At 56.3% G+C, this 25,514-nt stretch carries 23 protein-coding genes; 6 read left to right on the top strand and 17 right to left on the bottom strand.

All coding sequences use genetic code 11. From position 1 onward, the window contains the following. Positions 1-10 precede the first annotated feature (10 nt). Positions 11-937 (top strand): class I SAM-dependent methyltransferase, encoded by a 927-nt coding sequence (locus E1N14_RS08430; RefSeq protein WP_025010698.1) that lies wholly within the window; start codon positions 11-13, stop codon positions 935-937. Here the strand turns inward: E1N14_RS08430 and E1N14_RS08435 are convergent. Together E1N14_RS08435 and E1N14_RS08440 are read right to left on the bottom strand one after the other, a co-directional pair. Then, a complete protein-coding gene (locus E1N14_RS08435; RefSeq protein ID WP_025010697.1) occupies positions 931-1,155 on the bottom strand; it encodes a hypothetical protein in 225 nt (74 codons plus the stop codon). The two genes, E1N14_RS08430 and E1N14_RS08435, sit on opposite strands and share 7 nt — an antisense overlap. 562 nt (positions 1,156-1,717) lie before the next feature. Continuing rightward, positions 1,718-2,788: an alpha/beta hydrolase gene (locus tag E1N14_RS08440; protein WP_025010696.1), complete on the bottom strand. Its 1,071-nt coding sequence runs from the start codon at positions 2,786-2,788 to the stop codon at positions 1,718-1,720. A 235-nt stretch (positions 2,789-3,023) separates the two neighbouring features. Between E1N14_RS08440 and E1N14_RS08445 the strand changes: the two genes are divergently transcribed. Continuing rightward, positions 3,024-4,937, top strand: a complete 1,914-nt coding sequence (locus E1N14_RS08445) for a TonB-dependent receptor domain-containing protein (protein WP_025010695.1) — start codon at positions 3,024-3,026, stop codon at positions 4,935-4,937. Between the two features lie 151 nt (positions 4,938-5,088). On the opposite strand, the gene fhuF is transcribed toward E1N14_RS08445, so the two are convergent. From fhuF to E1N14_RS08495, 10 genes are all read right to left on the bottom strand, one after another. Further along, the gene (fhuF, locus tag E1N14_RS08450) at positions 5,089-5,913 is read right to left on the bottom strand and encodes a siderophore-iron reductase FhuF (RefSeq protein WP_025010694.1); all 825 of its coding nucleotides are present in this window, start codon (positions 5,911-5,913) and stop codon (positions 5,089-5,091) included. Beyond that, positions 5,904-6,779 carry an ABC transporter ATP-binding protein gene (locus tag E1N14_RS08455; RefSeq protein WP_025010693.1) on the bottom strand — a complete coding sequence of 292 codons (876 nt, stop codon included), beginning with the start codon at positions 6,777-6,779 and terminating at the stop codon, positions 5,904-5,906. The genes fhuF and E1N14_RS08455 overlap by 10 nt, the downstream gene beginning before the upstream one ends. Then, a complete protein-coding gene (locus E1N14_RS08460; protein ID WP_025010692.1) occupies positions 6,776-7,837 on the bottom strand; it encodes a FecCD family ABC transporter permease in 1,062 nt (353 codons plus the stop codon). The genes E1N14_RS08455 and E1N14_RS08460 overlap by 4 nt, the downstream gene beginning before the upstream one ends. Beyond that, on the bottom strand, positions 7,834-8,883 hold the full coding sequence (locus tag E1N14_RS08465) for a FecCD family ABC transporter permease (protein ID WP_025010691.1): 1,050 nt from the start codon (positions 8,881-8,883) through the stop codon (positions 7,834-7,836). Before E1N14_RS08465 ends, E1N14_RS08460 begins: the two co-directional genes overlap by 4 nt. Continuing rightward, a complete protein-coding gene (locus E1N14_RS08470; protein WP_025010690.1) occupies positions 8,880-9,980 on the bottom strand; it encodes an iron-siderophore ABC transporter substrate-binding protein in 1,101 nt (366 codons plus the stop codon). The genes E1N14_RS08465 and E1N14_RS08470 overlap by 4 nt, the downstream gene beginning before the upstream one ends. A 65-nt stretch (positions 9,981-10,045) precedes the next feature. Beyond that, positions 10,046-12,202 carry a TonB-dependent siderophore receptor gene (locus tag E1N14_RS08475; RefSeq protein WP_247600884.1) on the bottom strand — a complete coding sequence of 719 codons (2,157 nt, stop codon included), beginning with the start codon at positions 12,200-12,202 and terminating at the stop codon, positions 10,046-10,048. A gap of 35 nt (positions 12,203-12,237) precedes the next feature. After that, positions 12,238-14,130, bottom strand: coding sequence for an IucA/IucC family protein (locus E1N14_RS08480; protein WP_082813110.1), 1,893 nt, complete (start codon positions 14,128-14,130; stop codon positions 12,238-12,240). Further along, the gene (locus tag E1N14_RS08485; protein ID WP_025010688.1) at positions 14,127-14,744 is read right to left on the bottom strand and encodes a GNAT family N-acetyltransferase; all 618 of its coding nucleotides are present in this window, start codon (positions 14,742-14,744) and stop codon (positions 14,127-14,129) included. Before E1N14_RS08485 ends, E1N14_RS08480 begins: the two co-directional genes overlap by 4 nt. Further along, entirely contained in the window at positions 14,744-16,090 is a 1,347-nt protein-coding gene (locus E1N14_RS08490) for a lysine N(6)-hydroxylase/L-ornithine N(5)-oxygenase family protein (RefSeq protein ID WP_025010687.1), read from the bottom strand. The genes E1N14_RS08485 and E1N14_RS08490 overlap by 1 nt, the downstream gene beginning before the upstream one ends. A 10-nt stretch (positions 16,091-16,100) precedes the next feature. Then, a complete protein-coding gene (locus E1N14_RS08495) occupies positions 16,101-17,669 on the bottom strand; it encodes a pyridoxal phosphate-dependent decarboxylase family protein (RefSeq protein WP_025010686.1) in 1,569 nt (522 codons plus the stop codon). A 495-nt stretch (positions 17,670-18,164) separates the two neighbouring features. On the opposite strand from E1N14_RS08495, the gene E1N14_RS08500 reads away from it, so the two are divergent. The 4 genes from E1N14_RS08500 to E1N14_RS08515 are packed head-to-tail and all read left to right on the top strand — an operon-like array spanning position 18,165 to position 21,964. Continuing rightward, positions 18,165-18,911 carry a TetR/AcrR family transcriptional regulator gene (locus E1N14_RS08500; protein ID WP_025010685.1) on the top strand — a complete coding sequence of 249 codons (747 nt, stop codon included), beginning with the start codon at positions 18,165-18,167 and terminating at the stop codon, positions 18,909-18,911. Beyond that, positions 18,908-19,852, top strand: a complete 945-nt coding sequence (locus E1N14_RS08505) for an HlyD family secretion protein (protein WP_062793542.1) — start codon at positions 18,908-18,910, stop codon at positions 19,850-19,852. Before E1N14_RS08500 ends, E1N14_RS08505 begins: the two co-directional genes overlap by 4 nt. Then, positions 19,849-20,844, top strand: coding sequence for an ABC transporter ATP-binding protein (locus tag E1N14_RS08510; RefSeq protein WP_081782937.1), 996 nt, complete (start codon positions 19,849-19,851; stop codon positions 20,842-20,844). The genes E1N14_RS08505 and E1N14_RS08510 overlap by 4 nt, the downstream gene beginning before the upstream one ends. After that, the gene (locus E1N14_RS08515; protein WP_062793541.1) at positions 20,834-21,964 is read left to right on the top strand and encodes an ABC transporter permease; all 1,131 of its coding nucleotides are present in this window, start codon (positions 20,834-20,836) and stop codon (positions 21,962-21,964) included. Before E1N14_RS08510 ends, E1N14_RS08515 begins: the two co-directional genes overlap by 11 nt. 10 nt (positions 21,965-21,974) lie before the next feature. Here E1N14_RS08515 and map read toward each other — a convergent pair whose 3' ends face one another. From map to E1N14_RS08540, 5 genes are all read right to left on the bottom strand, one after another. Further along, a complete protein-coding gene (gene map / locus E1N14_RS08520; protein WP_025010682.1) occupies positions 21,975-22,757 on the bottom strand; it encodes a type I methionyl aminopeptidase in 783 nt (260 codons plus the stop codon). Then, positions 22,750-22,956 (bottom strand): ParD-like family protein, encoded by a 207-nt coding sequence (locus E1N14_RS08525; RefSeq protein ID WP_025010681.1) that lies wholly within the window; start codon positions 22,954-22,956, stop codon positions 22,750-22,752. The genes map and E1N14_RS08525 overlap by 8 nt, the downstream gene beginning before the upstream one ends. Positions 22,957-23,314: 358 nt before the next feature. Continuing rightward, the gene (locus E1N14_RS08530; protein ID WP_062793540.1) at positions 23,315-24,166 is read right to left on the bottom strand and encodes a sulfurtransferase; all 852 of its coding nucleotides are present in this window, start codon (positions 24,164-24,166) and stop codon (positions 23,315-23,317) included. A 121-nt stretch (positions 24,167-24,287) separates the two neighbouring features. After that, positions 24,288-24,977, bottom strand: a complete 690-nt coding sequence (locus tag E1N14_RS08535; protein WP_025010680.1) for a DJ-1/PfpI family protein — start codon at positions 24,975-24,977, stop codon at positions 24,288-24,290. Between the two features lie 76 nt (positions 24,978-25,053). Then, positions 25,054-25,512 carry a hypothetical protein gene (locus tag E1N14_RS08540; protein WP_025010679.1) on the bottom strand — a complete coding sequence of 153 codons (459 nt, stop codon included), beginning with the start codon at positions 25,510-25,512 and terminating at the stop codon, positions 25,054-25,056. Positions 25,513-25,514: the final 2 nt, after the last annotated feature.

A 25,514-nucleotide genomic window follows, 5' to 3' on the forward strand; every position in this document is an offset into this window, starting at 1 on the left:
TGAGGATTTCATGCAGTTATTTTTGGAAGCCATCACAGACCTGATACCAGGCGATGAGTGTGGCCGTTTGTTTCATGGTCGCGGTGGCCGTTATCCAGGCAGCGAGCACTTATGCTTGGATTGGTTTGCACCTGTGGTGTTGCTGACCGCCTTTAAACCACTGACGCCGGAAGAGCTGGCGCTGGTTACCGAGCGTCTGCAATTACGCTGGCAAGCCTTGGGGCTGGCCCTGAATCTTGTCTATCAATACCGCGCCGCCGGGCAGACCCGCACCGAGCTCATTGCCGGCGAGATACCCGAGCCACATCTGGCCAGCGAGCTTGGCTGCCGTTATCAATTGCATCTGTTACGGGGCCAGAATCATGGTTTGTTCCTGGACATGCGAAACGGCCGCGAGTGGGTGATGGCCAACAGTGCTCAGCGGAAAGTACTGAATCTGTTTGCCTATACCTGTGCGTTTTCGGTGGCGGCCCTCAAGGGCGGCGCCGATGAGGTGGTCAATATGGATATGAGTAAGGGGGCGCTCGGCATCGGCAAGCAAAACCATTTGCTCAATGGGCTTACTGCCGGCGCCCGCTTTCTGGGGCATGATATCTTCAAGTCCTGGGGCAAACTTAAAAAACTCGGGCCCTATGACTTGCTGATTGTCGATCCGCCCAGCAACCAAAAGGGCAGCTTTGTGGCAACCAAAGACTATCTGCGATTGCTGCGTCATCTGCCGCAACTCTTGAACCCGGGCGCCGAGCTGTTGCTCTGTCTCAATGCGCCTGAGCTGGACAGAGCGTTTTTGCAGAGCCAGGTCAGTGACGCCGCACCAGAACTTGAGTTTGTCAAACAGCTGGATAACCCACCGGCCTTTACAGACCGGGATCCTGACAGGGCATTGAAAGTGTTGCTGTATCGCTATGAGGGAGAACCGGGCTCGGATACTCAATAACTGAGGCGTTCAGAGATCAGGGATTGGCCGTCTTCTTCCAACAGGGCGGCTATGCCTTCAACATCAAAACTGCTCAAGCCGGATGCCTGATGCAGTAGCCTGTCCTGGACATCCAAGGGCATCTGCATCCTTTCCAGAAACATGCGCATTCCCAATATATCGCCACTGGCCAGCAGGGTGGCGAGGGTTCGTGCTTCAAAGTCGACAATATGATTCATGGCGTCGTCCTCTTGCTGATTTACGGGCCGGGGAGGCCTCCTTTAAGCAATAGCAGTTGCAGCGCCCGCCGCTAGACCCAATGTGTTTAAAAAATTTCGCCTCAGAACCCAGGGGCATATCAAACTGAAAGTCTTTCAGTGCTTCCTACATAACTGGTGGATATTTGAGCTTTTTAAGGTGGTTCCACCAGTTTAGGGTAACGAAAGTGAAAGTTTTCTGTAATTCCTTCTCTGGCCCTGTTATACTGGCGCCGCCTTAGGGGAAACACCTAAGGCTCCGAAAAGCCGGAATCGGGCATAAAGTGTCGTCGGAACCTGAACTTAACAGGAATCCAAGAAAAAGATACGCCCTGTACCCTACAGAATAGACTGGAGTTGTTATGGAAATTCATGAGTACCAAGATGCTTACTACCAACTGCAGGATGAAGTGATTGAATCACTTCCGGTAGAGAAAGACGAAGAAGCGTTTTTGGATTAAGCCTCAGCCAGGCAGCTCAAATCTTGAAAAAGCGGCAACCTCAGGGTTGCCGCTTTTTTTGTTGCCATTGAATTACGGATGAGTCATTCGAGGGTGAAGCCGGGGTAATAATGCTCGATAAGTTGGGTCAATATCCGCTGCTGTTGAGCAAGCTTTTGTCTTTGTGCCTGGCGCTGCAAGCCTTTGAGTGCATGATACTGAGGCTTGATTTCAATACCCTGGCTCTCGCTCAAGCGCGTGAAGCGACTGACCACTTCAGTCACGCTGAAATCCTCGGCGAATATATCCAACTGTTGCGAGTGCATCAGCCAGCGAATACCTTGATAGACACCTATGTGAGGCAGGGAGTGATGATCTTCGTCACTGAAGAACTCGCTGTGAAATATAAGTTGCTGAGACGGCAGCACCGACAGATGTTTGGCCAGCGCCAGATTTCGCTGTTTGTGGTAGTCATTGCGGCCAAGTCCGGGGGTGGTGGCCTGGTTACTTATCGCCATGTACAGGGGCTTGCCTGTTAGCTGGCCCTGAGTGAGTGCCTGCTCGAGCTCATCGGCATAAGTCGGGCTGTCGTACCAGAGACTGGCATCCAGCACCAGGTAAGCATTGAACATAGGCTGTTGCCGGCGCAGCGCCTCCAGTGCCAACAAGCCCCCAAAAGAGTGACCGATAAGCACAGTAGGGCCGGGCTGCCCAAGCCTGGTATTCAGCCAGGGGTTAAGTTCCTGGTCGAGAAAGTCGAGAAAAGCGCCGGCATTGCCCGATTGCTGATAAAGCGGCCCTGCGGGTCTACCACCGGGTAGTGTTTCCAGTTTCACCGGCGTGAAGTCACGAATACGGTTACGGTTGATGATGCCGACTATGACGCCTTCAGGTATCGCAGGATTAACCCCGGAAGCCAGATAGTCCAGCATGGGTGCAAGATGCTCAAACTGCTGCTCGGCATCCAGGATCACATAACGGGCAAAGCTCTTGCTGTGCCTGGCGTCCCAGTGTTTGGGAAGACGCAGCAATACTTCCCGCGATTCTCCCAATATATTGGAGTTCAGCGTCAGTCGCTGTTGTTTCCCGGCGGCTTCTTTATCCAGGCTTTGGGCGCTGCAGCCTACCAGCAGACCGAACAATAGCGTCAGAGAGATAAACAGTGATTTTTTCATGGAAATTTTTACTCGGTAAAGGTGACATTTTCAGCTTGAAATTCAGCCCTGATGGGCTTTTGAGTGGCCTGGCTCACATTCGCATCATTACATTGTAAATGATAACCAATATCATTCCTATGTTGTAAAGATTATGCTACTTTTTCGCGCCATGGAACCAGGGGCTTTACCTGGATTTACCCAAAAGCAATAACTTACAAGGCGCAATCGTCGCCGCGATAATCGGGGGAATAGAATGAAACTGGATAAGTGCCGCAAACTGCTTACCTTGAGCCTGGTCGCCATGGCTGTCAGTGGTTATACCCAGGCAGATGAAGGTGAAATGGAGCATATGGTCGTTACTGCCAGTGCCAAGGATCAGCAACTCAGCACTGCACCTGCCTCAATCTCGGTGATCGATGCCGAAGCGATTAAGCTGATGCCGGTCAAAGATCTGGGGGATGTGCTGAGAAACAGCGTCGGTGTGAATGTGGTGACCAACGACTCGGGCCGAAACAGCATCTATATCCGTGGTATGGATGAAGACTATGTACTGATGTTGATCAACGGCAAGCGGGTTTCTTCTTCCAATGGTCTGTGGCGCGGCGGTAACTTTGACTTGACTGCTATCCCCATCGACGCTATCTCCCGGGTGGAGATTGTTCGCGGCCCCATGTCGGCTCTCTATGGTTCAGATGCGGTTGGCGGGGTCATCAACGTGATTACCAAGGCGCCAGATGATGACTGGCAACTGGTACTCGACAGTGAGTACAGTTGGATGCAGGATGGCGAGGGCGGCGATCGCAGTCGTACCAACCTGTTTGGCTCGGGCAAACTCACAGATAATCTGGGGCTGATGTTCACCGCAGAGGTGGCCGAGCAGGACGCCTGGCTGATGCCCGAACTGACCCCGAATCAGGACACTATAGAAGAGCGCAAGACTCGCAAGCTCTATGGCTCGCTCACCTGGCAGCTGGCAGACAATCAATCGCTGGACTTGGATTATCAATACGATAATGACAAGGTGCCCTTGACCACCTTTGCTGCCAATTCAAAACGCGAGCAGAAGATAGAGCGCAACACCTTTGCTCTGACTCACAGAGGCGAGTGGAGCTGGGGTGGCACCGAGCTTTTGGCCAACTTGGAAAAGTCTGATATCTACGACTATAACAGCCGCTATTCGCTGCAGCCCCCTTTGGGACGCGACATCGAAGAGAAAAACACTACCTTCAGAGGCTCAGCCTTCTTTAACCTGTGGCAGCAGGACTGGACAGTCGGCGCCGAGTACTTTGAAACTGAAGTCGACGATCCTGTACAATATCCGCTTACCGGTGGTGACAGTGTTGAACAATACTCGCTGTTTATTCAGGATCAGTTCGATTTCCTGGATGATTTCACCCTGACCCTCGGCGGCCGCTACGAAGACAACGAAAAGTACGGCAGCCATTTCAGCCCCAGGGCGTATCTGGTTTACCGTGCTTCGGATGCACTGGTGCTCAAAGGTGGTGTCGGCACGGCATTCAGGGCTCCGGCACTGTTTGAATCATCTCCGACTTTCTCTTCAGTCAGTTGCCGCGGCGCTTGTACTGTAGTGGGCAATGCAGATCTTGAGCCCGAAACCAGTGTCAACTATGAGCTGGCAGCCTTGTGGAGTCAGCCTTCCTATGAGCTGTCTGCAACCTTGTTCCATAACAAGGTGGAAGATCTGATCACGGTTTCGGCTTGGGATGGTTCCAGCCCAACCCGTACTTACTACAACGAATCCAAGGTGACTTTGCAAGGGGTAGAGCTGACCGCCAGCGTGGATATCACGGCGGATCTCGGCCTCAAGGCAAACTACAGTTATCTCGATACCGAGACAGGTGACGGTGATGAACTCACTGGTCGTCCTCGCCAGAGTGCCAATGTGCAACTGGATTGGTATCTCACCGACGATTGGCAGCTGTATGTTGCCGGTAACTATTTCGGTTCATATCTGGATAGCAGTGCCGTGCGTCAGGATGGCTACAGCCGCTTCGATATCGGCAGCAGTTATCGGGTGAACGATCACCTGAAACTACGCGCCGGGGTAACCAACTTTACCGATGAGCAACCGGCCGAGGAAGACACCAACAGCGATATGATACTGCAAGGCCGTGCCTTCTTTGTCGGTGTCAGCCTGAGCCTCTAAGCGTCTGGGCCTACTCCCGGCCTGAATCCTTTAAATAGCCAGGATTGCAATAAGAAAAGCAGCGACTTGTCGCTGCTTTTCTTTTGGACAACATTTTATTTCTCCATCGAAAGGCTCAGGTGATAACCACCAAAAGGCATTGAGCCGTAACCTAACCGCAGGCCTTTTGCCCTTTGCCTTTGCGACCATCTTTATCCAGCGGGCAATCGGCGCACATTTGGGTGCAGGGAAGCTTGTGCCGCAGGCAACAGGCGATACGCGGGCTTTGCTGCTTGAGCCTTAGCTTTCGCCAAAACGGATGAGCAATCGGCGCAACATAGGTACGTGGCTGCAACTCAGCTTGCTCGAACATCTCTCTTATCAATTGTTGTCGCCAACTGACGGGCAGTGACAACTCACCCAGATACCAATGCACAATATAGGCTTGATGGCTGAAATGCAGCTTTGATGGCACTGGCCCCAGTTCTGCCAGGCGCTCGACAATGGGAATGAGCAACTGCTCGAGTAAGCTTTCCCAACTGGCAAGTTGCCCGGCGGGAGCCGGATGGCTGACATCTGCATCAAGCAGCAGATAGAAGGTTTCCGCCCGGCCGTTATCAAAAGGTTCAAGGTACCAGTTGCCACTGCAAGCTGCAGCCGCAATGGCGCGGTTAAGTGCGCTGCCGGGCTGACTGGCAAACAACCACAGCAGCAGGGGCGGCAGTTGCAGGCCGAAAAACCACTGGCTCCACATGGAGTGCAGTGCCCGGGCGTCTATCTCGGGCTTTGTGGCACAAGTCGTGGACACCTTGGCTTGATAACTCAGGGCAAATTGCTGCAGCAGCACCGGGTAATGTGCCTGGCTCAATACTGAGTTCAAGCTGATGGCTTCTTGGGGTAACTGCTCCAGACTCTCTTTGGCTTTGAAGTGCTCGCCATAGAAGGCGGCTTTTTGTGCCAATAGTTGGTTGAGCTCGCTGGCAATACTTATTCCCATGACGGCAGTCCTCCGGTGGCATTGTTGGTCGAATCCTCCACGCCACGGTGCCCGGCGGCTCTGGGCTTTGCTCTGGGTCTGGGGATAATCATCGGGCAGTTGGCCTCGGGATCTGTGATTATACTGGCATTGATATCGAACACCTGTTCCAGCAGGGCCTCGGTCAACAGTGACTCAGGCGCGCCGCCGGCAATCAACTTGCCATCACGCATCAACAGCAAGTGATCGCCGTAGCGCAGAGCCTGGTTGATGTCGTGCAGCACCAATACCAAGGTGCGGCCCTGATCCACCAACGCCCGGCAAAAGTCGAGTACTGCCAGCTGGGCGCGGATATCGAGAAACGAGGTGGGTTCATCGAGCAGCAGCAAGTCGGTTTGCTGCGCCAACACCATAGCCAGCCAGACTCGCTGTTGCTGGCCGCCTGAGAGCTCGGCCACCGGCCTTTGTGCAAGTGTGGTTAACCCTGTGGCAGCCAGGGCTTGGGCAACCGCCAGCTCATCTTGCTCTGACCATTGGTGCCACAGGCTCTGATGAGGGTAGCGGCCGCGACTGACCAGCTCCTGCACATCTATTCCTTCCGGCAATTCAGGCTTTTGCACCAGTAGTGCCAGCTCCCTGGCTCTGGCCTTGTTGCTCAACTGCGCCAAGGGGGTGTGACCCAAGATGACCTGGCCGCGTGTGGGCGGCAGTACCTGGCTCAAACACTTGAGCAGGGTCGACTTGCCACAACCATTGGGGCCAAGGATCACCGTCAGCTTACCCTTGGGGATGGCCAGGTTCATGGCGCTTATGATGGGCCGCTGGCCGTACTCGAGATAAAGCTCATGCCCACTGAGGGCAATGTCATAGTCAGGGTATTGGGTCATGATCTTTCTCCTTTCAGTCCCTTGGCCAGGTGCGGTTGTCCCCGGATTTCGCGGCTCAACAGCAACGCCAGATAGGCGCCGCCGATGAGGGCGGTCAATACGCCTACCGGCAGCCTTTGGTTGCCCGGCAGCAATAAGGTGAGGGTGTCGGCCCCGAGCAGCAACAGCGCGCCTATCAACGCCGAGCGCAGCAGTGCCAATTGACGATTGCCAAAGCGGGCCAGATGCGGCGCCACCAAGGCGACGAAGGCCACAGGGCCGGCGCAGAGTACGGCTCCCAGGGCCAGCAAGGTGGCAAACAGCAGCGCCAGTGTTTGACTTTGGCGCACTGGGTTACCAAGCGCCTGAGCCAGTTCCTGGCCCAAGCTTAGCAGTGACAGACGGCGGGAGAGCAGCAACAGAGCGGGCAACGCCAGCAGTAGCACTGAGGTTATCAGCAGCACATCACCCCAGGTGCGGTGTGCCAGACTGCCGGACAGATACCCCAGCATCTGCTGCGCCTGCTCTCTTTGCACCAGTGTCAGTACAAACTGCACCAGGGCGATGGCAAAGGCGTTGATGGCGATGCCCATCAGCACCAGATTGCGGGAAAACTGCCATTGGCGTCCGAGCCCTGCGAAAAACAGCAGGAGCACAACCCCAGTGCCCAAGAGGGCGCCGGGCAGCAATGGCAGTTCCGGCAGCCATAATAACCAGAGGACGGCGCCGGCGCTGGCGCCGGCATTGACCCCGAGAATATCCGGACTCCCCAGCGGGTTACGGCTCAGGCTTTGAAACACGGCGCCGGAGAGCCCCAGCGCCATGCCGGCGCCGAGGGCGCACAGGGCCCTTGGCAGGCGTGATTGCCACAAAAGCCAGTTTTCATAGTCGGAGGCTTCGGCAAACAAGGCCTTGGCAAGGCTCACTGGCGCCAGGCCCTGATGTCCCAGCATCAGGCTAAGTAGCAGTGCAGCGCCAAGCAGGACTACGGCCAGCAAGGCACCTTTAATGGCGCCGGATGAGGGGGCTCTTAAGGTTATCGGGCCCCATTGCCAGATGGGAAAACGGGTTGGTTTCATGACGCCTCCTTCAGGTTTTGACCTCGGGCCATCAGGTACAGAAACGGCGCTCCCAGTAGGGCGACCATGATACCGGTCAGCAGCTCGGCCGGCGGCATCAATACCCGCGCCAACAGATCTGCCAGTAACACCATGGCGCCGCCTATCAAAGCGGCTCCCGGTAATAGCAGGCGGAAATTGAGTGTCAGATAACGCCTGGCCAGATGGGCACTGGCCAGGCCGACAAAGGCCAGCGGGCCGACAATGGCGGTGGCTGCGGCGCACAGCAAGGTGGCACCCAGCCAGGCGAGCAGCCCCTGCCAGCCCTGGGAGGCACCGAGCGCCTTGGCGGTATGATTATCCAGCAGCATCAGATTCAGCGCCGGTGCCAGCAGCCACAAGAGTGCCGCGGCGGGCAGTAGATAGGGCCAGAGCGCATGAAACTCCGGCCAGCCCAGCCCGGACAGGGAGCCCGCCATCCAATACCTGAAACCATCAAATAGCTGCGGGTTCAGCAGCACTCTGGCCTGGACATAGGCCCCGAGCACGGCGCTGATGGCGGCGCCGGCCAGGATCAGCCTGACCGCAGCGGACTGGCCCTGGGATTGCTGCGCCCTGGACATCATATACACCAAGGCACTGGCCAGCAGCGCCCCGGGCAAGGCCTGCCAGAAGAGACTCAAACCCGCTGTTGCGCTCCACAGCCCCAGAGTGACCAGAGAGGCGCTGGCGCCGGCATTGACGCCGAGCAGGCCGGGATCCGCCAAGGGGTTGCGGCACAGCGCCTGGATAACGCAACCGGCCATTGCCAATGCCATGCCGGCCAACATGCCGCACAGCAATCTTGGCAGCCTTGCCTGTAACACCAGCGACAGATGATCGTCTGCGGCCGGTTGCCAGAGCTTGCCCAGCATAGTCAGCGGTAGCGTGCGGGCGCCAAAGAGCAGGTTAGCCAATACCAGCAGCGCCAGCATCGTCAGCAGCCCAAGCAGGGTTACTGCGTTACGTCCGAGACGGTTCTGGGACTGGGTAGCGGCAGGTTGCAGAAAGATTTTTGGGTGTGTCATCCCGGCCTCCCGTTTTTATTCGATTGCCCGCCTGTATCTGCATCAGTTTGTGTGTCAGACGGCCTGTTTTGGCAAGGGTTTTCTTTTTGCTTTGCCAGGGTTTGTTGCAGTTGCGGCACCAGCTTGGGAATAGCCCATTTCAGGCTCAGCAGCGAGCCGTAGGAGCTGGCCATCACCAGCGCCGGGTCGGTTATTGCCAGATACCGACCGCAGCGCATGGCGGGCAGACGACGGATAACCGCTATGGCTTCCACCTCGGCTCTGGCCTTGTCCGAGCTGTACCAGCTGAGCAGCAGCTCGGCATCGTCCAGCATATCGGCGCGCTCCAGTCCTATGTGGGCGGCGAAGTGGCCTCGGCTGGCATTGAGCCCGGAAAGTTGTGGCGGCAATACAAACCCCAGCGCCAACAGCAGATCCACTCTGGGATCGCCTGTGACATAAACCGAGAGATTGCCAACTCGACTGGTGGCATTGATATAGGCCAGGCGCACGCCATTGAACTCAGGATTTTCGGCGGCGACTCGGGCGATATAGGCCCGTTGCTGTTTCAAAAGCGCTTCGGCCTGCGCTTCTTTGCCGAGCGCCTTGGCTATCAGTTCCACCTGCTGCTTAACCGGTGTCAGCCAGGGTTTGTCCGGATAGGCGATGACGGGAGCCAGAGCGCTCAGCTGCAAAAAGCTTTCGCGGGTGATACCGGACTGGGGCGCCAGAATAAGATCCGGTTTCAACGCCAATAATCGCTCCACATCCAGCTCGGGGTAACTGCTGATGATGGCGGGCAGCGGCAGCTCTTGCGCTTCCAATGCCTGGCGAAACCAGGGCAGATAACCCTCTGCATCGCCGCCCCAGTAATGGGGTTCAATGGCGATGGGTACAACCCCTAAGGATAGAGTCCAGTCTTCGGCCCCCGCTCCCAGGGTCACCACGCGCTTGGGCGGCGACTCGATACAGCTGGTCCCGTGGGCCGTGGTAATGCAAACCGGATAACCGTCTTGCGGCGGTGTTTGGGCTTTGGTTTGCGGAGGGTCATAACAGCCCGTCAGCCCCAGGCTCAGAAACACGACAAGCGCCAACAGGCGCCTTGCTTCACACAACATACTTGTTATTCGCCCCGCAGTGCGGGGCGCTCCTTATTATGGATAGTTTCACGGCATAACGCGGCTTAGAAACGGTAGTCCAGGGTGACGCTGAAGTTACGCGGCGCGCCATACTGGAATTGGTTATAGAAGCCGAGCTGGCTGTAATAGCTCTTGTCGAGCGCATTATCCAGATTGGCTCTCAGGCTCAACTGTTCATTGAACTTGTATCTCGCCATCAACTTCACCAGGGCGTAGCTGCCTTGTTCTACTTCGACTTTACTCTTGTCCGGTTTTGAGACTTGGCTATAAATGCGGCTCTGCCAGTTGACCCCAGCGCCCAGCTGCAATCCGTGAAGCCAGCCATCGAATTCATAAGTGGTAAAGAGCTTGAGTTGCCGTTCCGGGTTGGTGGTGTTGATCTTTTGCCCTTTGGGATCTTCGGTATCAAACTGGGTGTAGCCTAGGTAAAGATCCCAGTTGTCATTGATGGAACCGTTGACCTCAAACTCAAAGCCGCGAGTCTTGGTACCGTCGACACTGCGGTAGATGGGGATAGTGCTGTTGGGCAGGTTTTCGCCGGTTTGCTCACCGACATTGTCCTGACGGAGCTCAAAGGCGGCCAACGACAAGTCCAGCGCCTCATCGAACAAGCTGGCTTTGATCCCGGCCTCATAGTTGCTGCCCTTGATGGGGTCCAGGTAACGGCCATCGGCCTGAACCTTGCTTTGCGGGGTAAAAATGTCCGTGTAGTTGGCATACAGGGCATATTCGTCGCTCAAGGCATAGGTCAGACCCAGATAACCGGTGAACTCACTATCGACCTTATAGTCATGTTTGGCTCCAAAGTTATCCTGATCTGTTTCCCAGTTATCCAGGCGGCCACCGAGTACCATGGACAGGGCATCGGTCAGCTCAAGCTGGGAAGCGACATAGACAGCCTGTTGCTTGGTTTCACCCCAGGAGCCGTAGAGTACCTGATCGCTCCATTGCGGCTTAGGGTAATCAAAGCCGGGCTGCCCGAAGTCTCCCAGAGGCGGTTTGGCACCGAGAGCGCCATAGTAGGGGTTGGCAAAATCCTGTTTTTGTTGATTGGCACCGGCCACCAGTTGGTGGTTGCGGCCAAAGGCGTTGAAGTTGCCGCTCAGCTTGAGATCAAAGGTGTGCTGGGTGCGACTGCCGTCGATAAAGGCCAAAGAGCCGGGGACCATGCCCTCATTGGTGACAGGATCCGGGTTACCTGTTGGCCAGAGCACATCAAACTCCAGGCTGTTGTCACCATAGATATAGCTGCCTTTAAGGCTCCAATCTGGGTTGAAGTGGTGCTCCAGAGTCACGAAGCCGTTGAGCGCATCTGTCTTGGCGGAGGCCCAACTGGGGGCGGTGGATACATGACGGTCGTAATTGGTGCGGTTGCCGTCACTGTCAAACAGCGGCAAGCCGCCGGACATGGTGCCTTCCGGCCTGGTATGCTGGAAATCACTGCCCAGGGTCAGCAGGGTATTGGCTCCCAGATCCGCTTCCAGGATGCCATACAGGGTTTGCCGCTGCTGCTCATATCTGTGTTGCCAGTTTTCCCTGTCCTGATAGGCCAGCACCACCCGGCCACGGATGCTGGCATCCTGATTGAGGCCGCCGGAGAGATCGACCACGCCGCGCAGCATGTCCCAGGAGCCGCTGGCCAGGCTGACGCTGCCTTGAAACTCGGCAGTGGGCCGTTTTCGCACCAAATTGATGGCGGCAGAAGGGCTACCGGCACCCAGCATCAAGCCGGTGGCGCCGCGCACCACTTCAATGCGCTCGTATAGGGCGCTGTCCATCAGGTTATCGCCATAGTTGAAGCGGGTGTCATAGGTGGTTGCCACGCCATCATAGAGAATGCTGCTGACCGAGATCCCGCGGGCGCTGATGGAGTATCTGTCGTTGTCCGAGGGGCGGGCATTGATCCCGGCGACACTGGTCATAACATCTATGACAGAGTTGAGCTGCTGATCTTCAATGGCCTTGGCGGTGACGGCTGTGACAGACTGCGGCGTCTCGAGAAACGAGAGCTTCATGCCTGTGGCCGTGCTCATGTCACTTGCCTTGTAGCTCATTGGCTGGCTCTTGGCACCGACCACTGTCAGTACCTCCATCTCTTTCTCCTGTGTTTCGCTCTTGTCGGCGGCGAATGCCGGGGCGCTCAATAGCACAGAACAGAGAAGGGCGATGGGGGTCGGCCTGAAGCCATTAAGGGTTTGCATGTTTGTGTCCATTTTCCTGTTACTTCCTGGAAGGTTTACAAGGCCGGGTCTGCAAGACGCTCGGCCTGGGTGGGTGTCACGCCAAAGCTGTGGCTGGCGGCAAAGGGGTGCAGCGGATTGTCGATATCGCCGGCAAAGCGCAGGTTCTTCTCCCTGTCTTCGAGATCTATCATTTGCTGGTTGTTGTTGAGCTGGATCCGGTTCAGACAGGTGCGGACAAAGGTCGGCTGGAACAGATCGTAGCGGCGATACTTATCGGCAAACTGGGGGTGGGAAGCCTGATAATCACGTACCTTTCCGGCCACCAGGCTCCAGAATCCCTGTTCACTCAGGCTGGTGTGGCTATCGAGCAGCGGCGCCATAAAGCGGAAGATGCAGTCGAAAATATCCAGCAGTATGTAGTTGAGCTTCATCTCCTCTTCGAGCGAGACCGCCAGTTGCGCCACCCGTCCCGGCAGCGGCGCACTGCCGTTGAGAATTGCGACTTCTTCGCCTATGTCCTTCATCAATATGGTGACAGGCACCTTATCATCCAGCACCAGAATAAGGTTCTCGCCATGGGGCATAAACACCAGATCGTAGGCAAAGAAGGCGTGCAGCAAGGGGGTAAGGTAGAGATCCAGCAGCCGGCTCATCCAGTCGTGGGCACTCAAGGGGGAAGCCTCGATAAGCGCCGCCAGCAGGCTTTGCTGCTGATTGTCCTGGTGCAGCAGGGCCGCCAGGGTCATCAGTTGCTGGCCGGGTTTTATTAAAGGCTCGCCCTGGAAGCTGAGAGCATAAGGGCTTTCACGCCACAGTGCCGAGAGCATCTTCTTGTAGGGGGTGTCTTTCTCCAGCGCCTGCTCATAATACCTGTGGTGATAGCCTATGGCGGCGATTTCCCTGAGCAGCACAAATCTTTGATTGGCAAAGAAAGGGTCGCTGTCGATAAGCTCGGCGACAAAGGCGTTGATCTCCGGGGTGCGGCTCATGTAGTAGGGCGATAAACCCCGCATAAAGCCCATGTTGAGAATCGACAGCGCCGTCTTCACGTAACAGCGCTTGGGTTGGCTCAGGTTGAAGAAGGTGCGGATGGATTGCTGCACCTGATATTCATCACGGCCTTGTCCCAGGTGAATGAGGCGGTCACGGGCCAGATCGGCGGCAAATATGCGGCTGATCTTTTCGCGCCACTGCCATGGATGAACGGGCATCAGAAAATAATCGTCCGGGTTTTTGCCCTGTTGCCGGATCTTCTGCTCAAATCTGAGCAGCAAGGCATCGCCCAACTCATCTTGCAGTAGTTGGCGATAGTCGAGCCCTGCTATCAGCGCCAGACTGGTATGTTCACTGCTGACCGCCAGCCACTCGAGTTGCAGCGGTTGGCCGCTCTCCGGCGTAAAGGCCCGCCAGTCATCGACATCAAAACCTATGCGGCCGTTGTTGGCGACAAACACAGGATGGCCTTCGGTCATGGCCGCTTCTATCTGCTGATAGTCGCAATCCACCAGCTCCTGCACCGGCTTTGCCTGCCACAGAAGTTTGAAGGCCTTGCTGTAGAGGGTGCTGGTGATCTCTTCAAGATAGGTGGGCAGCAATGCATCGCTTATGCCGAGTCTCTCCTTGAGGGCGATGATAAGCAGCATGGCGTCCGGCTGTTGCTGCTCGCCATCTTTGAAACACTCGATGGAATCCGGCGCTATCTGCAGGTGATCCAGCTGATAACGGCGACCGCTGAAGCGGTAGCAGAGCTGACCATCCCGGGTATCCAGCTTGAGCTGCCAACAGGCCTCTTGCTCTGCCTCTGCTGGCAATAACAGCTCTGGCGCTATTAGCTTTTCATGACTGAATTCACTGAGAATTTTCGCCAGCAGATGGCGGCTCGCCTGATTCCAGATAGCAGGCGTCAGATGGCTGAGACGGGTCTGTTCGATAATGGATGCTGTCATTGTGTGGCTCCTGTTGCCAGTGCGGCACTGAACCCAGGCAGGGTGCAAAAACCCAGCATGGCTTGTTTGTTTTCGAGTTGAATGGCGTGGCTGTAGCAGATGCCTACCGCACGGTTCAGCGGGTGAATCTTTTGGTTGTTGATATCCGGCTCTACCACCAGGCGGGCAAAGCCCAGATGCTGCAGTATCAGAGACACCACAGCCGTGATGGCCTGGCGGCTGAAACCGCGCTGCGGCTTAGTGGGAGGAGCCAGCAGCAAATGCATGCCGCAATCGCCGTGCTGGCAGTCAAAGTGTTGGCCCACTTCATCAAAGCGGGGATCGTACAGCTCGGTATAGAGCACAGGCTCTGCGTCGCGATAGGCCATCAGGCCAAACTTATCTGCAGTGGGGGCGAGCTCAACGCGGCGCTCGGTGGGCGTTAAGGATTGCATGCCCCAGAAGGCGGCATAGTCGCGGCCGAGCCAGTCGCTCAGGGTGTCAAAGTGTTCGCTTTCCCGATAGGCACAAAAATCAAAGTCGTTGACCTTGAGGCGCTTGCCCGGCGCAAAGCCGTATCTGGCGCTGAAGCCGGCTGTGTCGGCAGCCGGATTAACTGCTGTTTGAGAGGCCATCAGCTGGCCTCCCGCTGCAACGCTTGATTGCTGCTTTGCCGGCGTTTGGGCGCACTGGCGTCTTGTTTGGGAATACCAAAGCTCTGGAAGGCAATTTGCTGCTCTATCTCGTAAGGTGCTTTGCCCAGGATCTGCCGCAATATGGTGGCGTTGCGATAGCAGCCCATTCCCAGATCCGGCGAACACAGCCCGTGGGTGTGCAGCCCCAGGTTCTGAACAAAAATTCGCCCGGCCTTGTCTATGTGATAATGACGCTGGACATCGGGCTCGCCCTTTTGATCGAACAGCAGCTGCGAGTGGAGCGGCTCGAGGAAGTCCGGCAATCGGTAGCAGTAGCCGGTGGCCATCACTAGTGCCGAACTGGTCAGCTTGAACTCCTGTTCAAGCTCTGTATGTCTGCAACCCAGCAGCAGTTGCTGTCCGTCACTGTGAACGCTTTGCAGTGCCGTGTTGGTCAACAGCTGTACATCAAAGTCACAGTGCAGGCGTTTTTGGTAAAGCAGATCATAGATGCTGTTGATCAGATCGGCGTTGATCCCCTTATAGAGGCTCTTCTGTGAGCCGATAAGTTCGCGGCGCTGTGCCTCGGGCAGGGCGTGGAAATAGTCGATATATTCCGGCGAGGTCATCTCCAGAGTCAGCTTGGTGTACTCAAGCGGGAAGAATCTTGGCGAGCGGGTGAGCCAGCGCAGGCGATAACCGTATTTGTCGATATCCAGCAGCAGATCTTCGAAGATCTCTGCCGCGCTTTGGCCACTGCCGACTATGGTGATGTCATTTTGGCTCTGCAGCGCCTGTTTACGGTGCAGATAGTTGGCCGAGTGCAGTACTCGCTTGTCGGCGCCGGGGCAGAAGTGGGGCATCCAGGGCTGGGTACCGGTTCCCAGCACCAGGTGACGGGCGCGCAGGCTCTGCTCTTGGCCACTGACTCTGTCCTGCCCTTTGACCAGATAAGTGTCGGTTTCGGCATCGAAACTGACCTGGGTGACCTTGAAATTGAATTTAAGGTTACTCAGCTTGGCGCAGACCCATTGGCAGTAGAGATTATATTCCTGCCGCGGCAGGAAGAAGCTTTCGCGAATATAGAAACTGTAGAGTCGGCCGGTTTGTTTGGCGAAGTTCAAATAGCTGTAGCGGCTGGTGGGATCGGCCATGGTCACCAGATCCGACATGACAGGGGTCTGCAATCTGGACGATTCCAGCAACATGCCGGGATGCCAGTCGAAACCGGCGCCGGCATCGACAAACAGACACTCAAGACCGTCAAGCGGCTCGGCCAGGGCCGCCAGGCTCAGGTTAAAGGGGCCAATCCCTATGCCCAGGATATCGTAGACTTTGGTTTGCATCAGTTCCTCCTCAGGCGCTGCAAAGCGCGCTGGTCTTGTAGTGACGGGCCTGCTCGCGACCGATTTTGCAGATGTCGGTTAATACGGCTTCGATATCCTCGAGACTGGTGTGAGGGTTGAGCAGGGTAAACTTGAGATATTGGCTGCCGGCCACCTTGGTCGCTGCAATCATGGCGCGGCCTTCACGGGCCAGACGGGCGCGGATATGGCGATTGCATTCATCCAGTTCGGCGCTGCCGAGTGCCGGGTCGTTGAAGCGAAACACCAGGGTGGTCAGCGACGGGCGCTGCGCCGTCTGCAACTCGGGGAAACGGCTAAAGCTTTCATAAAGCTCGGCTGTGGTGGCAATCAGGGTGTCGAACATTTCGCCTATGGCATCCGGCCCGGCGGCTCTCAGGCTCAGCCATAGCTTGAGGGCATCAAACCTGCGGGTGGTTTGCAGGCTCTTATTGACCAGATCCGGCACTCCGGCCTGGGCCTGGGACTCAGGGTTGAGGTAATCGGCATGGTAGGTGAGGTAACCGAGCACGCCTTTGTCCTTGACCAACAGCGCCGAGCAGCACACGGGCTGGAAGAAGGACTTATGGAAATCCAGGCTGACAGAGTCGGCCAACTCTATGCCTTCGAGGCGTTGGCGCTGAGTGCGTGACAGCAACAAGGCGCCGCCGTAGGCCGCATCCACATGCAGATAACAGCCGAACTCGCGGCAAAGGGCAGCAATGGGCGCTATGGGATCTATGGCGCCAAAGTCAGTGGTCCCAGCGGTAGCGACCACGGCGATGGGGATCAGTCCTGCCGCTTTGAGCTGCCTGAGTTTGCCTGCCAGTGCCTTGGGATCCATGCGCCGATTGGCATCACAACCGACACTCACCACCGCCTCGTGTCCCAACCCTAAAAGTGCGGCCGCCTTTTGAATGCTAAAATGGCTGAATTCAGAGCAGAGAATACGGTAGCGGCGGGCATTGGCAGCCAGGCCGGCCAGAACATTGCCTCTGTGACCCGGCTCAAGGCTGCCGGCCAACTCTCTGGCAAGCAGCAGCGCCATCAGGTTGGACTGGGTGCCGCCGGTAGTGAAGACACCGTCGGCAAATCCTTGATATCCCACGCGCTCGCAGGCCCAGTCGATAACCTTCTGTTCAATTAGAGTCCCGCCGGCGCTCTGATCCCAGGTTTCCACCGCGGTATTGATGGCAGAACTCAACTGCTCGGCCAACAAGGATGTGAGCATTACAGGGCAGTTGAGGTGGGCCAGATAATCAGGGTGTTGGAAGTAGATGGCGTGGCTGAGATAGAGCTCGTCCAGTTCGGCCAGAACTTGCTTCATGTCCCCGAGGGGGCGGTCAAGATTGATATCGGAAAATGCGCTTTGCAGTTCTTCGGGGCGAATGCCACTGCTGGGACCATCCAGCCGTTCAAGGCGGTGTTTCAGGGTATCCATGCCCAGTTGCATCAAGCGGGAGTAGTGGTGTTCGGGTGCGATACCAAAGAGTTCAGTGTGGGGAGCGAACGGCAGGTGGCCGGCGGCATCATAGCTCGGGTCATTGCTCGCCTGTTCAGGCTCCATGCTGGTGTGTGTCACTTTTGCCTCCTTTGCGACTGACATGAGGTCAGTCATCAATGACAAGTCACCCAGGGACAGGAACTACTTCGGCCTTTCCCTGGGCCGTTCCTTTTTTGCTGTCATCCGTTTCTCGACGACAGCGGCGACAAATTAGCATGTACTCAAATACAAATGCAAATGATTCGCAATTGATTTATGTAAAGATGTAACTGGTCTGATTAGAAGCCTGTACCGATAACCACAAATTGGTCAGACAAAGACCGCATTGGGGGCGGCTGATTTGAGAGTGGCTGATTTGAGAGCGATTTGCTCAAGAGTGATGGAATTCCCATTGGCTCCGTCGGCGGAGAGGTAAAGGACAGGAGTCGAATACGGTGGAGCAAGCTTGCTCAATGCCTCTGAACTGGGCCGACTAAATTCCCCAACATAGGCATGAATGGAGAATTAACTCACTGCCATATAAGCACTAAACTGAGTATATTCATCACAAGAGGAATTTTTGAGGAGCAGGGGATGAAAGCCACAGCCGGTCGTCCTAAAGGCCATTCAGGGGCCAGGGATGCTTTGATAGAAGCCGCGCGCAGTTGCTTTACCCTGAAGGGGTATGAGCGGGTTTCCACCCGAGAGCTGGCGCGCAAGGCGGGAGTGGATGCGGCGATGATCCGTTATTACTTCGGCTCCAAGGCAGGCCTGTTTGAGGCCATGGTTAGAGACACCATCGCTCCAGTGCTGGAAGCCTTCAAACACTACAATGCCGCGCAAAGTCATCAATCTACCTCTGAGGGCTCTGCAAACAGCCTTGAGCCCAGCAAGATGAGTCTTGATTCGAGCAAGAAAAGGCCCGAGTCAGGTTTTGGCGGGCCATTTGAGCTGATGCAGGTCTATTACCGCGCTATGGCCGCCAACCCGGCCTTGCCCGGGCTTATCATCCAGGTATTGAATCACAGAGAAGGCAGTGAAGCCTTCGATGCCCTTGCCAGCGTATTCAGTGACATGCTCAGCCGCTCGAGGCTGTGGATCCGCCAGCTTGGGCAACATCAAGGCCTTAATCCCAACCTGGACCCTACCTTGGCACGGCTGAGTTTTGTCAGCCTGATGGTGTTTCCGCTGATCGCCCCGGCCCATCTGATGCGGGACTTCGGCGTCGAATTGAATGAAACCTGGCTCAAACAGCTGGCAGAGCACAATGCCAAAGTCCTGCATCAAGGCTTATTGCGCCAGGATATTGCCGCCAACCCAGGCAGTGAGGAACCCCAATGAACAAGATATCCCTGATACTGACAGCGACACTATTGTTGTTGCAAGCTTGTGGCGACAACGGCGAAAGCCGCGCCATGGGCACACTGGAGCGGGATCGTATCCAGCTTTCAGCCCCCGTTGCCGAGCAGATAGCCGATATCCATGTGGCCGAGGGTGACAAGGTCGAGGCGGGGCAGTTGTTGCTGCAATTGGACAGCCGCAGCGCGGCAGCCAGAGTGGCACAGCGCCGCGCCGAACTGGCCGAGGCCGGCGCTAGGCTTGATGAGCTGCAACAAGGTGCCAGGGTAGAAGAGCGGCGGGCGGCCAGAGCCGCCATAGAGGCGGCAACGGCAGCCGCGACCGAAGCCAGACTCAGATATCAGCGCACCCGCGAGCTGTTTGCCGCCAAAGTGGTGGGGCAGGCGGAGCTGGATGCGGCCATCGCCGAGCGGGATCACACCAAGGCCTTGGTCGAGCAGGCCAATGAACAATGGCTGCAACTGGAAAACGGTACCCGCAGCGAACAACTGGCCCAGGCCGAAGCCAGAGTGGCAGCCGCAGCGGCGGCGCTCAAGGCCGAGGAGAAAGCCTTGGACGACCTCAGTCTCAGGGCGCCGCTGGCATCAGAGGTGGACATATTGCCCTGGAAGAGGGGCGATCGAGTGGCTCAGGGCACTCAACTTGTCGCGCTTTTGGCACTGGATAAACCCTATGCCAGAGTCTATCTGCCGCAAACGGCCATCAGTAAGCTTTCCCGTGGCGACAAGTTGGAGGTCTGGGTCGATGGGGTGGAGCAGCCGCTCAAAGGCACCGTCAGAAATATCCGTTCCCAACCGGCATTTACCCCGTTTTATGCCCTTAATGAGCGCGATCGTGCCAGATTGATGTATCTGACAGATATCGATGTCGAGGGCGCCGAGTCTCTGCCCTCAGGGCTGGCGTTGGAGGTACGACTGCCATGACTCAGTCATCTGATGCCGGTGCTTCTTCGGCCATTCAAGCCACCTTGTCCATTGATTCTTCCCTGGCCATTGAAGCTCCCCTAGCCATTGAAGCTCATGGGCTGACCCGGCGCTTTGGTGAGTTGACCGCGGTGGATAATCTCAGTCTCGCCATTCCCCGTGGCAGTATTTACGGCTTTCTCGGCCCCAACGGTTGTGGCAAGTCCACTGCGATCCGGCTGCTTACCGGCCTGTTGTTACCGGATGCCGGTGAGGTGACCGTATTGGGAGAGCCGCTTGCCGGTAACGAAGAGGCGCTCAAGCAACGTATAGGTTATATGACCCAGAAGTTCTCTCTCTACGATAATCTGTCTGTGCTGGAGAACCTCAGATTTGTCGCCAGTATTTATGGCTTGTTCGGCCGCCGCGGCAAGGCGCGCATCGAAGAGCTACTGCATCTGTATAGCCTGGGGGGCAGGGAGTCTCAGTTGGCCGGCTCCATGAGTGGTGGTCAGAAGCAGCGTCTGGCACTGGCCTGCGCCACACTGCACTCCCCCGAGCTGTTGTTTCTCGATGAACCCACCTCGGCGGTCGATCCGGAAAACCGCCGCGAGTTTTGGGAGCGGCTGTTCGATCTCTGCGCCGCCGGGACCACTATTTTGGTGTCAACCCACTACATGGACGAGGCGGAGCGCTGCCATGCGTTGGCAATCCTGGAGCGCGGCGCCAAGCGGGCCGATGGCTCCCCGGCCGAATTGATGCAGCAGATGGGCGCCAGCGTGGTGGAAGTGAGCGGTGAGCAGCTAAGGGCACTCAAGCAGCAACTGGTGGCCTTGCCTGAGGTTGTTTCTGCCGCTCAGGTAGGCACTCGGCTCAGGGTGTTGGTGCGGCGTGATGCCACAGATCCCATCGCCTTTCTCAGCCCCTATTGTGATGGGCGCAAGCTCGCCATGGCGCGCCCCAGTCTCGAAGATGTGTTTGTATCCTGCACCGGAGGTCGACATGTGGGCTAGGATATTGGCAATCATGCTCAAGGAGCTCAGGCAGCTGTCGCGGGATAGGATGACCTTTGGCATGATAGTGATGATCCCCCTGGTGCAACTGCTGCTGTTCGGCTTCGCCATCAATACCGATGCCAGGCATCTGCCCGCCGGCTTGGTGGATATGTCCGCCAGCAGCTACAGCCGGGCCTTGGTGCAGGCGGTAAAGGCCACCCAGGTGGTGGACTTCAAGGCAAAATACGCCTCTATCGAACAGGCCGAGGCGGCCATCACCTCGGGAGAAGTGCGCGCCGTGCTCTATTTGCCGGCGGATCTCAATGCCCGTCTGGTGAATCATCCAGCCTTCGACCGTCGTCAAAGCGACAGCCAGCTTACCCGGCCCGTGGCCCAGTGGCTGGTGGATGGCTCGGATACGGTTATCGCCGCCGCGATTCGTAGCCTGAGAAGCATGCCGCTGGATGAAGTGGCCGGTTTCAGCAGCCAAAACCGGGTGTCAAGTTTTGAGGTGGTGCAGTATTTCAACCCGGAGCAGCGCACTGTGGTTAACATAGTGCCCGGCTTGCTGGCGGTGATTTTGACCATGACAATGATCATGTTCACCTCTGCCGCCATTGTCAGGGAAAGAGAGCAAGGCAATATGGAGTTTCTGATCACCACCCCGGTCAAACCCATGGAGCTGATGGTGGGGAAAATCATCCCCTATGTGCTGGTGGGGCTTATTCAGGTGAGTATTATCCTCAGCGTGGGCCACTTCCTGTTCGGTGTGCCGGTGCGCGGCGGTCTGGACAGCTTGTTGCTGGCCTCTTTGCTGTTTATCTTTGCCAGCCTCAGCCTGGGCCTGGTGATCAGCACCATTGCCAAGACCCAATTGCAGGCGATGCAGCTGACGGTATTTATCCTGCTGCCCTCTATTTTGTTGTCAGGCTTTATGTTTCCTTACGAAGCTATGCCAATTGCGGCGCAGTGGATTGCCGAAGCGTTGCCGGCGACGCACTTTATGCGTATGGTGCGCGCCATAGTCCTGCGTGAGGCCGATATTCTGATGTTGGCTAAAGATGCCTTTTGGCTGGGGGCGTTCACCCTGGGAGGCGTGTTGCTCGCTTCATTGAGGTTCCGTAAGCGTTTGGGATGAGCGCTGTGGTTCAGCGCTCTTCATCTCTGAGGGTCAACACTTCATAGCCGGTATCTGTCACCAGTATGGTGTGCTCCCACTGGGCCGAGAGTTTTTTATCCCGGGTCACTACTGTCCAGCCATCTTTCTTGGTCTTTATTTTGGCGCCGCCCTGATTGATCATCGGCTCTATGGTAAAACACATACCGGCTCGCAGTTCCAAGCCGCTGGCGGCGCGGCCATAGTGCAGTACCTGGGGCTCTTCGTGCATCTCCCGCCCTATGCCATGACCACAGTATTCCCTGACCACACTGTAGCCCTGGGATTCGGCATACTGTTGAATCGCATGGCCAATATCCCCGAGGCGGGCACCGGGCCTGACCATCTTGATCCCTCGCCACATGGCTTCATAAGTGGCTTGTACCAGGCGTTTGGCCAAAGGCGATGCCTGTGGCATCAGGTACATTTTGCTGGAGTCGGCAATAAAGCCATCTTTTTCGAGGGTAATATCCAGATTGACGATATCGCTGGCCTTCAGCAACTGCTGCTCCGACGGAACCCCGTGACACACGACTTCATTGACCGAACTGTTGAGCACATAGGCATAGCCGTATTGGCCCTTGCTGGCCGGGCGCGCCTTAAGCTCGTTGACGATAAAGTCTTCTACTCTGTCGTTGATGGCCATGGTCGAGATGCCGGGAACAACAAAGTCATCCAACATGGCAAATACCTTGGCAAGCAGGGCGCCTGAACGGCGCATCAGCTCGGCTTCAGCCGCGGTTTTTAAATGAATTTTTCTTTTTTGATCAAGCATTTTGCGCTCCAGGTACCTTGATAGCTTCCCGCTGATACAGCTCGGCCATCAGCTCATTGAAACTCCGGTCGGGGTTAAGCTCGGCCAGCATGCCCATCTTGATCCAAAACTCCGCCTGGGCGTTGATCGAGCGCGCCATCAGGCCGCTGGCCTTGCGCAGCTCCTCATGGAGTTCATCGGAGATCTTGATAATTCCCATATGCTAAAAATACACTTTATATATAAAACATATGTGAATCGTATACTTTGTGGCGGTGAAAGAAAAGCATGTTGGTTGAAAGATTGCGGCGCCTTAAGAAAGTGTGGCGCCTTAAGGAAAGGGCTTAAGGCTGTTCTTTAGACAAGCATAAGCAGCCTTGGCTCTATTTTGCAGGGGCGAGCTGGTGGGTGGCTATGATGTTAAAAAACCTGCTTGGGGAAGCAGGCCTGAGATTGAGCTCAAGGGTGAAGCTGAAGCTAGAGAACCGTTTGCTGCTCGTCTTCCGTTGGGCTGAAAGCAAGAGATGGTTCTTAACTACCCTGATTTTTAACCGCTTTGGTTTATAACGGCTTTGATCTTAACTTGTTGCCAGCGGCAGATGGGCCTTGCTGCCCCAGTCGGCCCAGGAGCCATCGTAGAGTATCAGGGCATCGAGGCGTACCTGATAGGCCGCCAGGATCAAAATACAGGCGGTGATCCCTGAGCCGCAACTGAATATCAAAGGCTTGCCGCTGCGTCTGGCGTCCATGGCACCCAGATGCAGAAAAGTCTGCTCCAGTGCCGGCTGAGGTTTCAGGCTGTCGCCATCCAGCACTTCGGCAAACGGCAGATTCACGGCGCCGGGAATATGGCCGTTGCGCACGCCTTCTCTGGGTTCGGGACTCTGGCCGAGAAAGCGTGAACTGGCCCTGGCATCCAGTATCATGGCCTGCTTGTCTGCCAGGGTATCCAATACCTGGGGGGCGTTACAGACCTTTTCCGCTTGATATTGCCCACAGGCGTTACCGCGCGGAAACTCGGTCGCCGGCTTGTCGGCGCAGGAGCGCTGCTCTTTGAGCCATTTGGGCAGACCGCCGTCGAGAACAAACACCTGCTCAAAGCCCATGACCTTGAAACACCACCAGCCCCGGGGCGATGAGTAGATACCCTGGTTGTCATAGATGACGACAGTGCTGTCCTGGTCGATGCCGAGCCGCTGCACCAGCTCGGTAAACTGGGCCTGACTCGGAAGGGCGTGTAATTCACTGGACTGCAGATCTGTGCACTCCCGCTCCAGATCCAGCCGCCGGGCACCGGCAATAAAGCAGGGCTCATCGTAGACTATCGGCTCGCGGCCTATCACCTTGTCCATGCTGGCATCCAAAATGACCAACTTGGGATCAGAAAGATGAGCGGCCAACCACTCGCTGCTTACCAGTGCAGATTGCATCTCGACTCCTTAAGCTCGGTAACGGCACCAAGCAATGAAACTTGGCCCAAATTACTGGAGCGCTACGGATTTCTCAAGCTGTTATTGCCACAGAACCTCTATAGGCGATTATTCTCAATAGTTATTGGCATGCGGTTTGGATTGCAGCCTCGGCAGCACTTTGCAGGCTGGCATCAATAATGGCCTCAAACTGTGGCTGTTGTCCGGCGGGCAACAGCTCCCTTAGCATTTCCCGGCGCTTCTCTTCACCGAGCAGGCGTTCGGCCAGCCAGGCACACAGATACATGGCCGACAGGCAGCCACCGGCGGTAGCTATGTTGCCTCTTATCACCAAAGGTTCATCCAGTACTTCGGCACCTGTCTTTTGCAATGCCGTTTTGGCATCCGGATGCGTGGTGGCCGCGCGGCAATCCAGTAACCCCAATCTTTGCAGGATAAAGGAACCGGCGCAGATAGAGCCGAGCAGTTGCTTGTTGGGATCCAACTCAAAAGTATTGATAAAGTCCGGATCTTGCAGCGCCAGCGGGATCCCCTGTTTGCCGCTGATAAACAGCACGGCATCAGCCTGGTTGGCTTCGCGAATATGGCCCTGCATCTCAATCTCAAGACCCAATGCCGATTTGTGACTTTTGCTGCTGCCGAGCAGCTTGACCTGCCAATCATTCTGGATGCGGCCCACTATGTCCCACATCAAAAACAGATCGATATCGGTAAATTCATCGAAAGCCACTATGGCGATAGTGGGTTTCTTGTCCGCCGCGCTATAGCTGGCGCTCGGGGGTTGGGCGTTTGGTGAAGTATAAACAGACATACAGCCTCCTTGTCTGGTATCAGTTTGACAATTGGGTTCTTCAGGAATGTTATTCAATGCCAATGCAAGCCGGGATTCAGTCTCTGAACTCTTCGTCATAGGCCAGGCCGCTGACATCGGCCAGCTCTTTACCCAGCTCCTGCATTGCGGCCTTGCCCTTACGTCTCAGCAGGGTCACTCTCTGACCATCCTTGAGCATCAAGATCAAGTCCCAGTATCTGGGCTCGCCGAAATGGGGGCAGAGGCAAAATCCGCTGATTTCGGCCAGTGGCACCTTGAGTTGCCCTATGGGGTAGATACTGCGAATACTGTGCACCAGCACACAGGTATCTTTGTCTATCAAGATTTTATGGCGACAGAACAACGCGTGCCAGCCGAGTGTTGCCCCCATGGCCCAACCGAGCAGCAATTCAGGGTTAAGCCCGAAATACACCTGTGCCAGAGTCAGCGCCGCCAGCGGCAGGCCGATTAACCAGGTCCAGCGGCCAAACACCAATTCGGCCCTTTGTGAGGAGTACTTGTTCCAGTGCGCCATGG

This window comes from Shewanella algae (genome assembly GCF_009183365.2).
GTDB classification, from domain to species: Bacteria; Pseudomonadota; Gammaproteobacteria; order Enterobacterales; family Shewanellaceae; genus Shewanella; species Shewanella algae.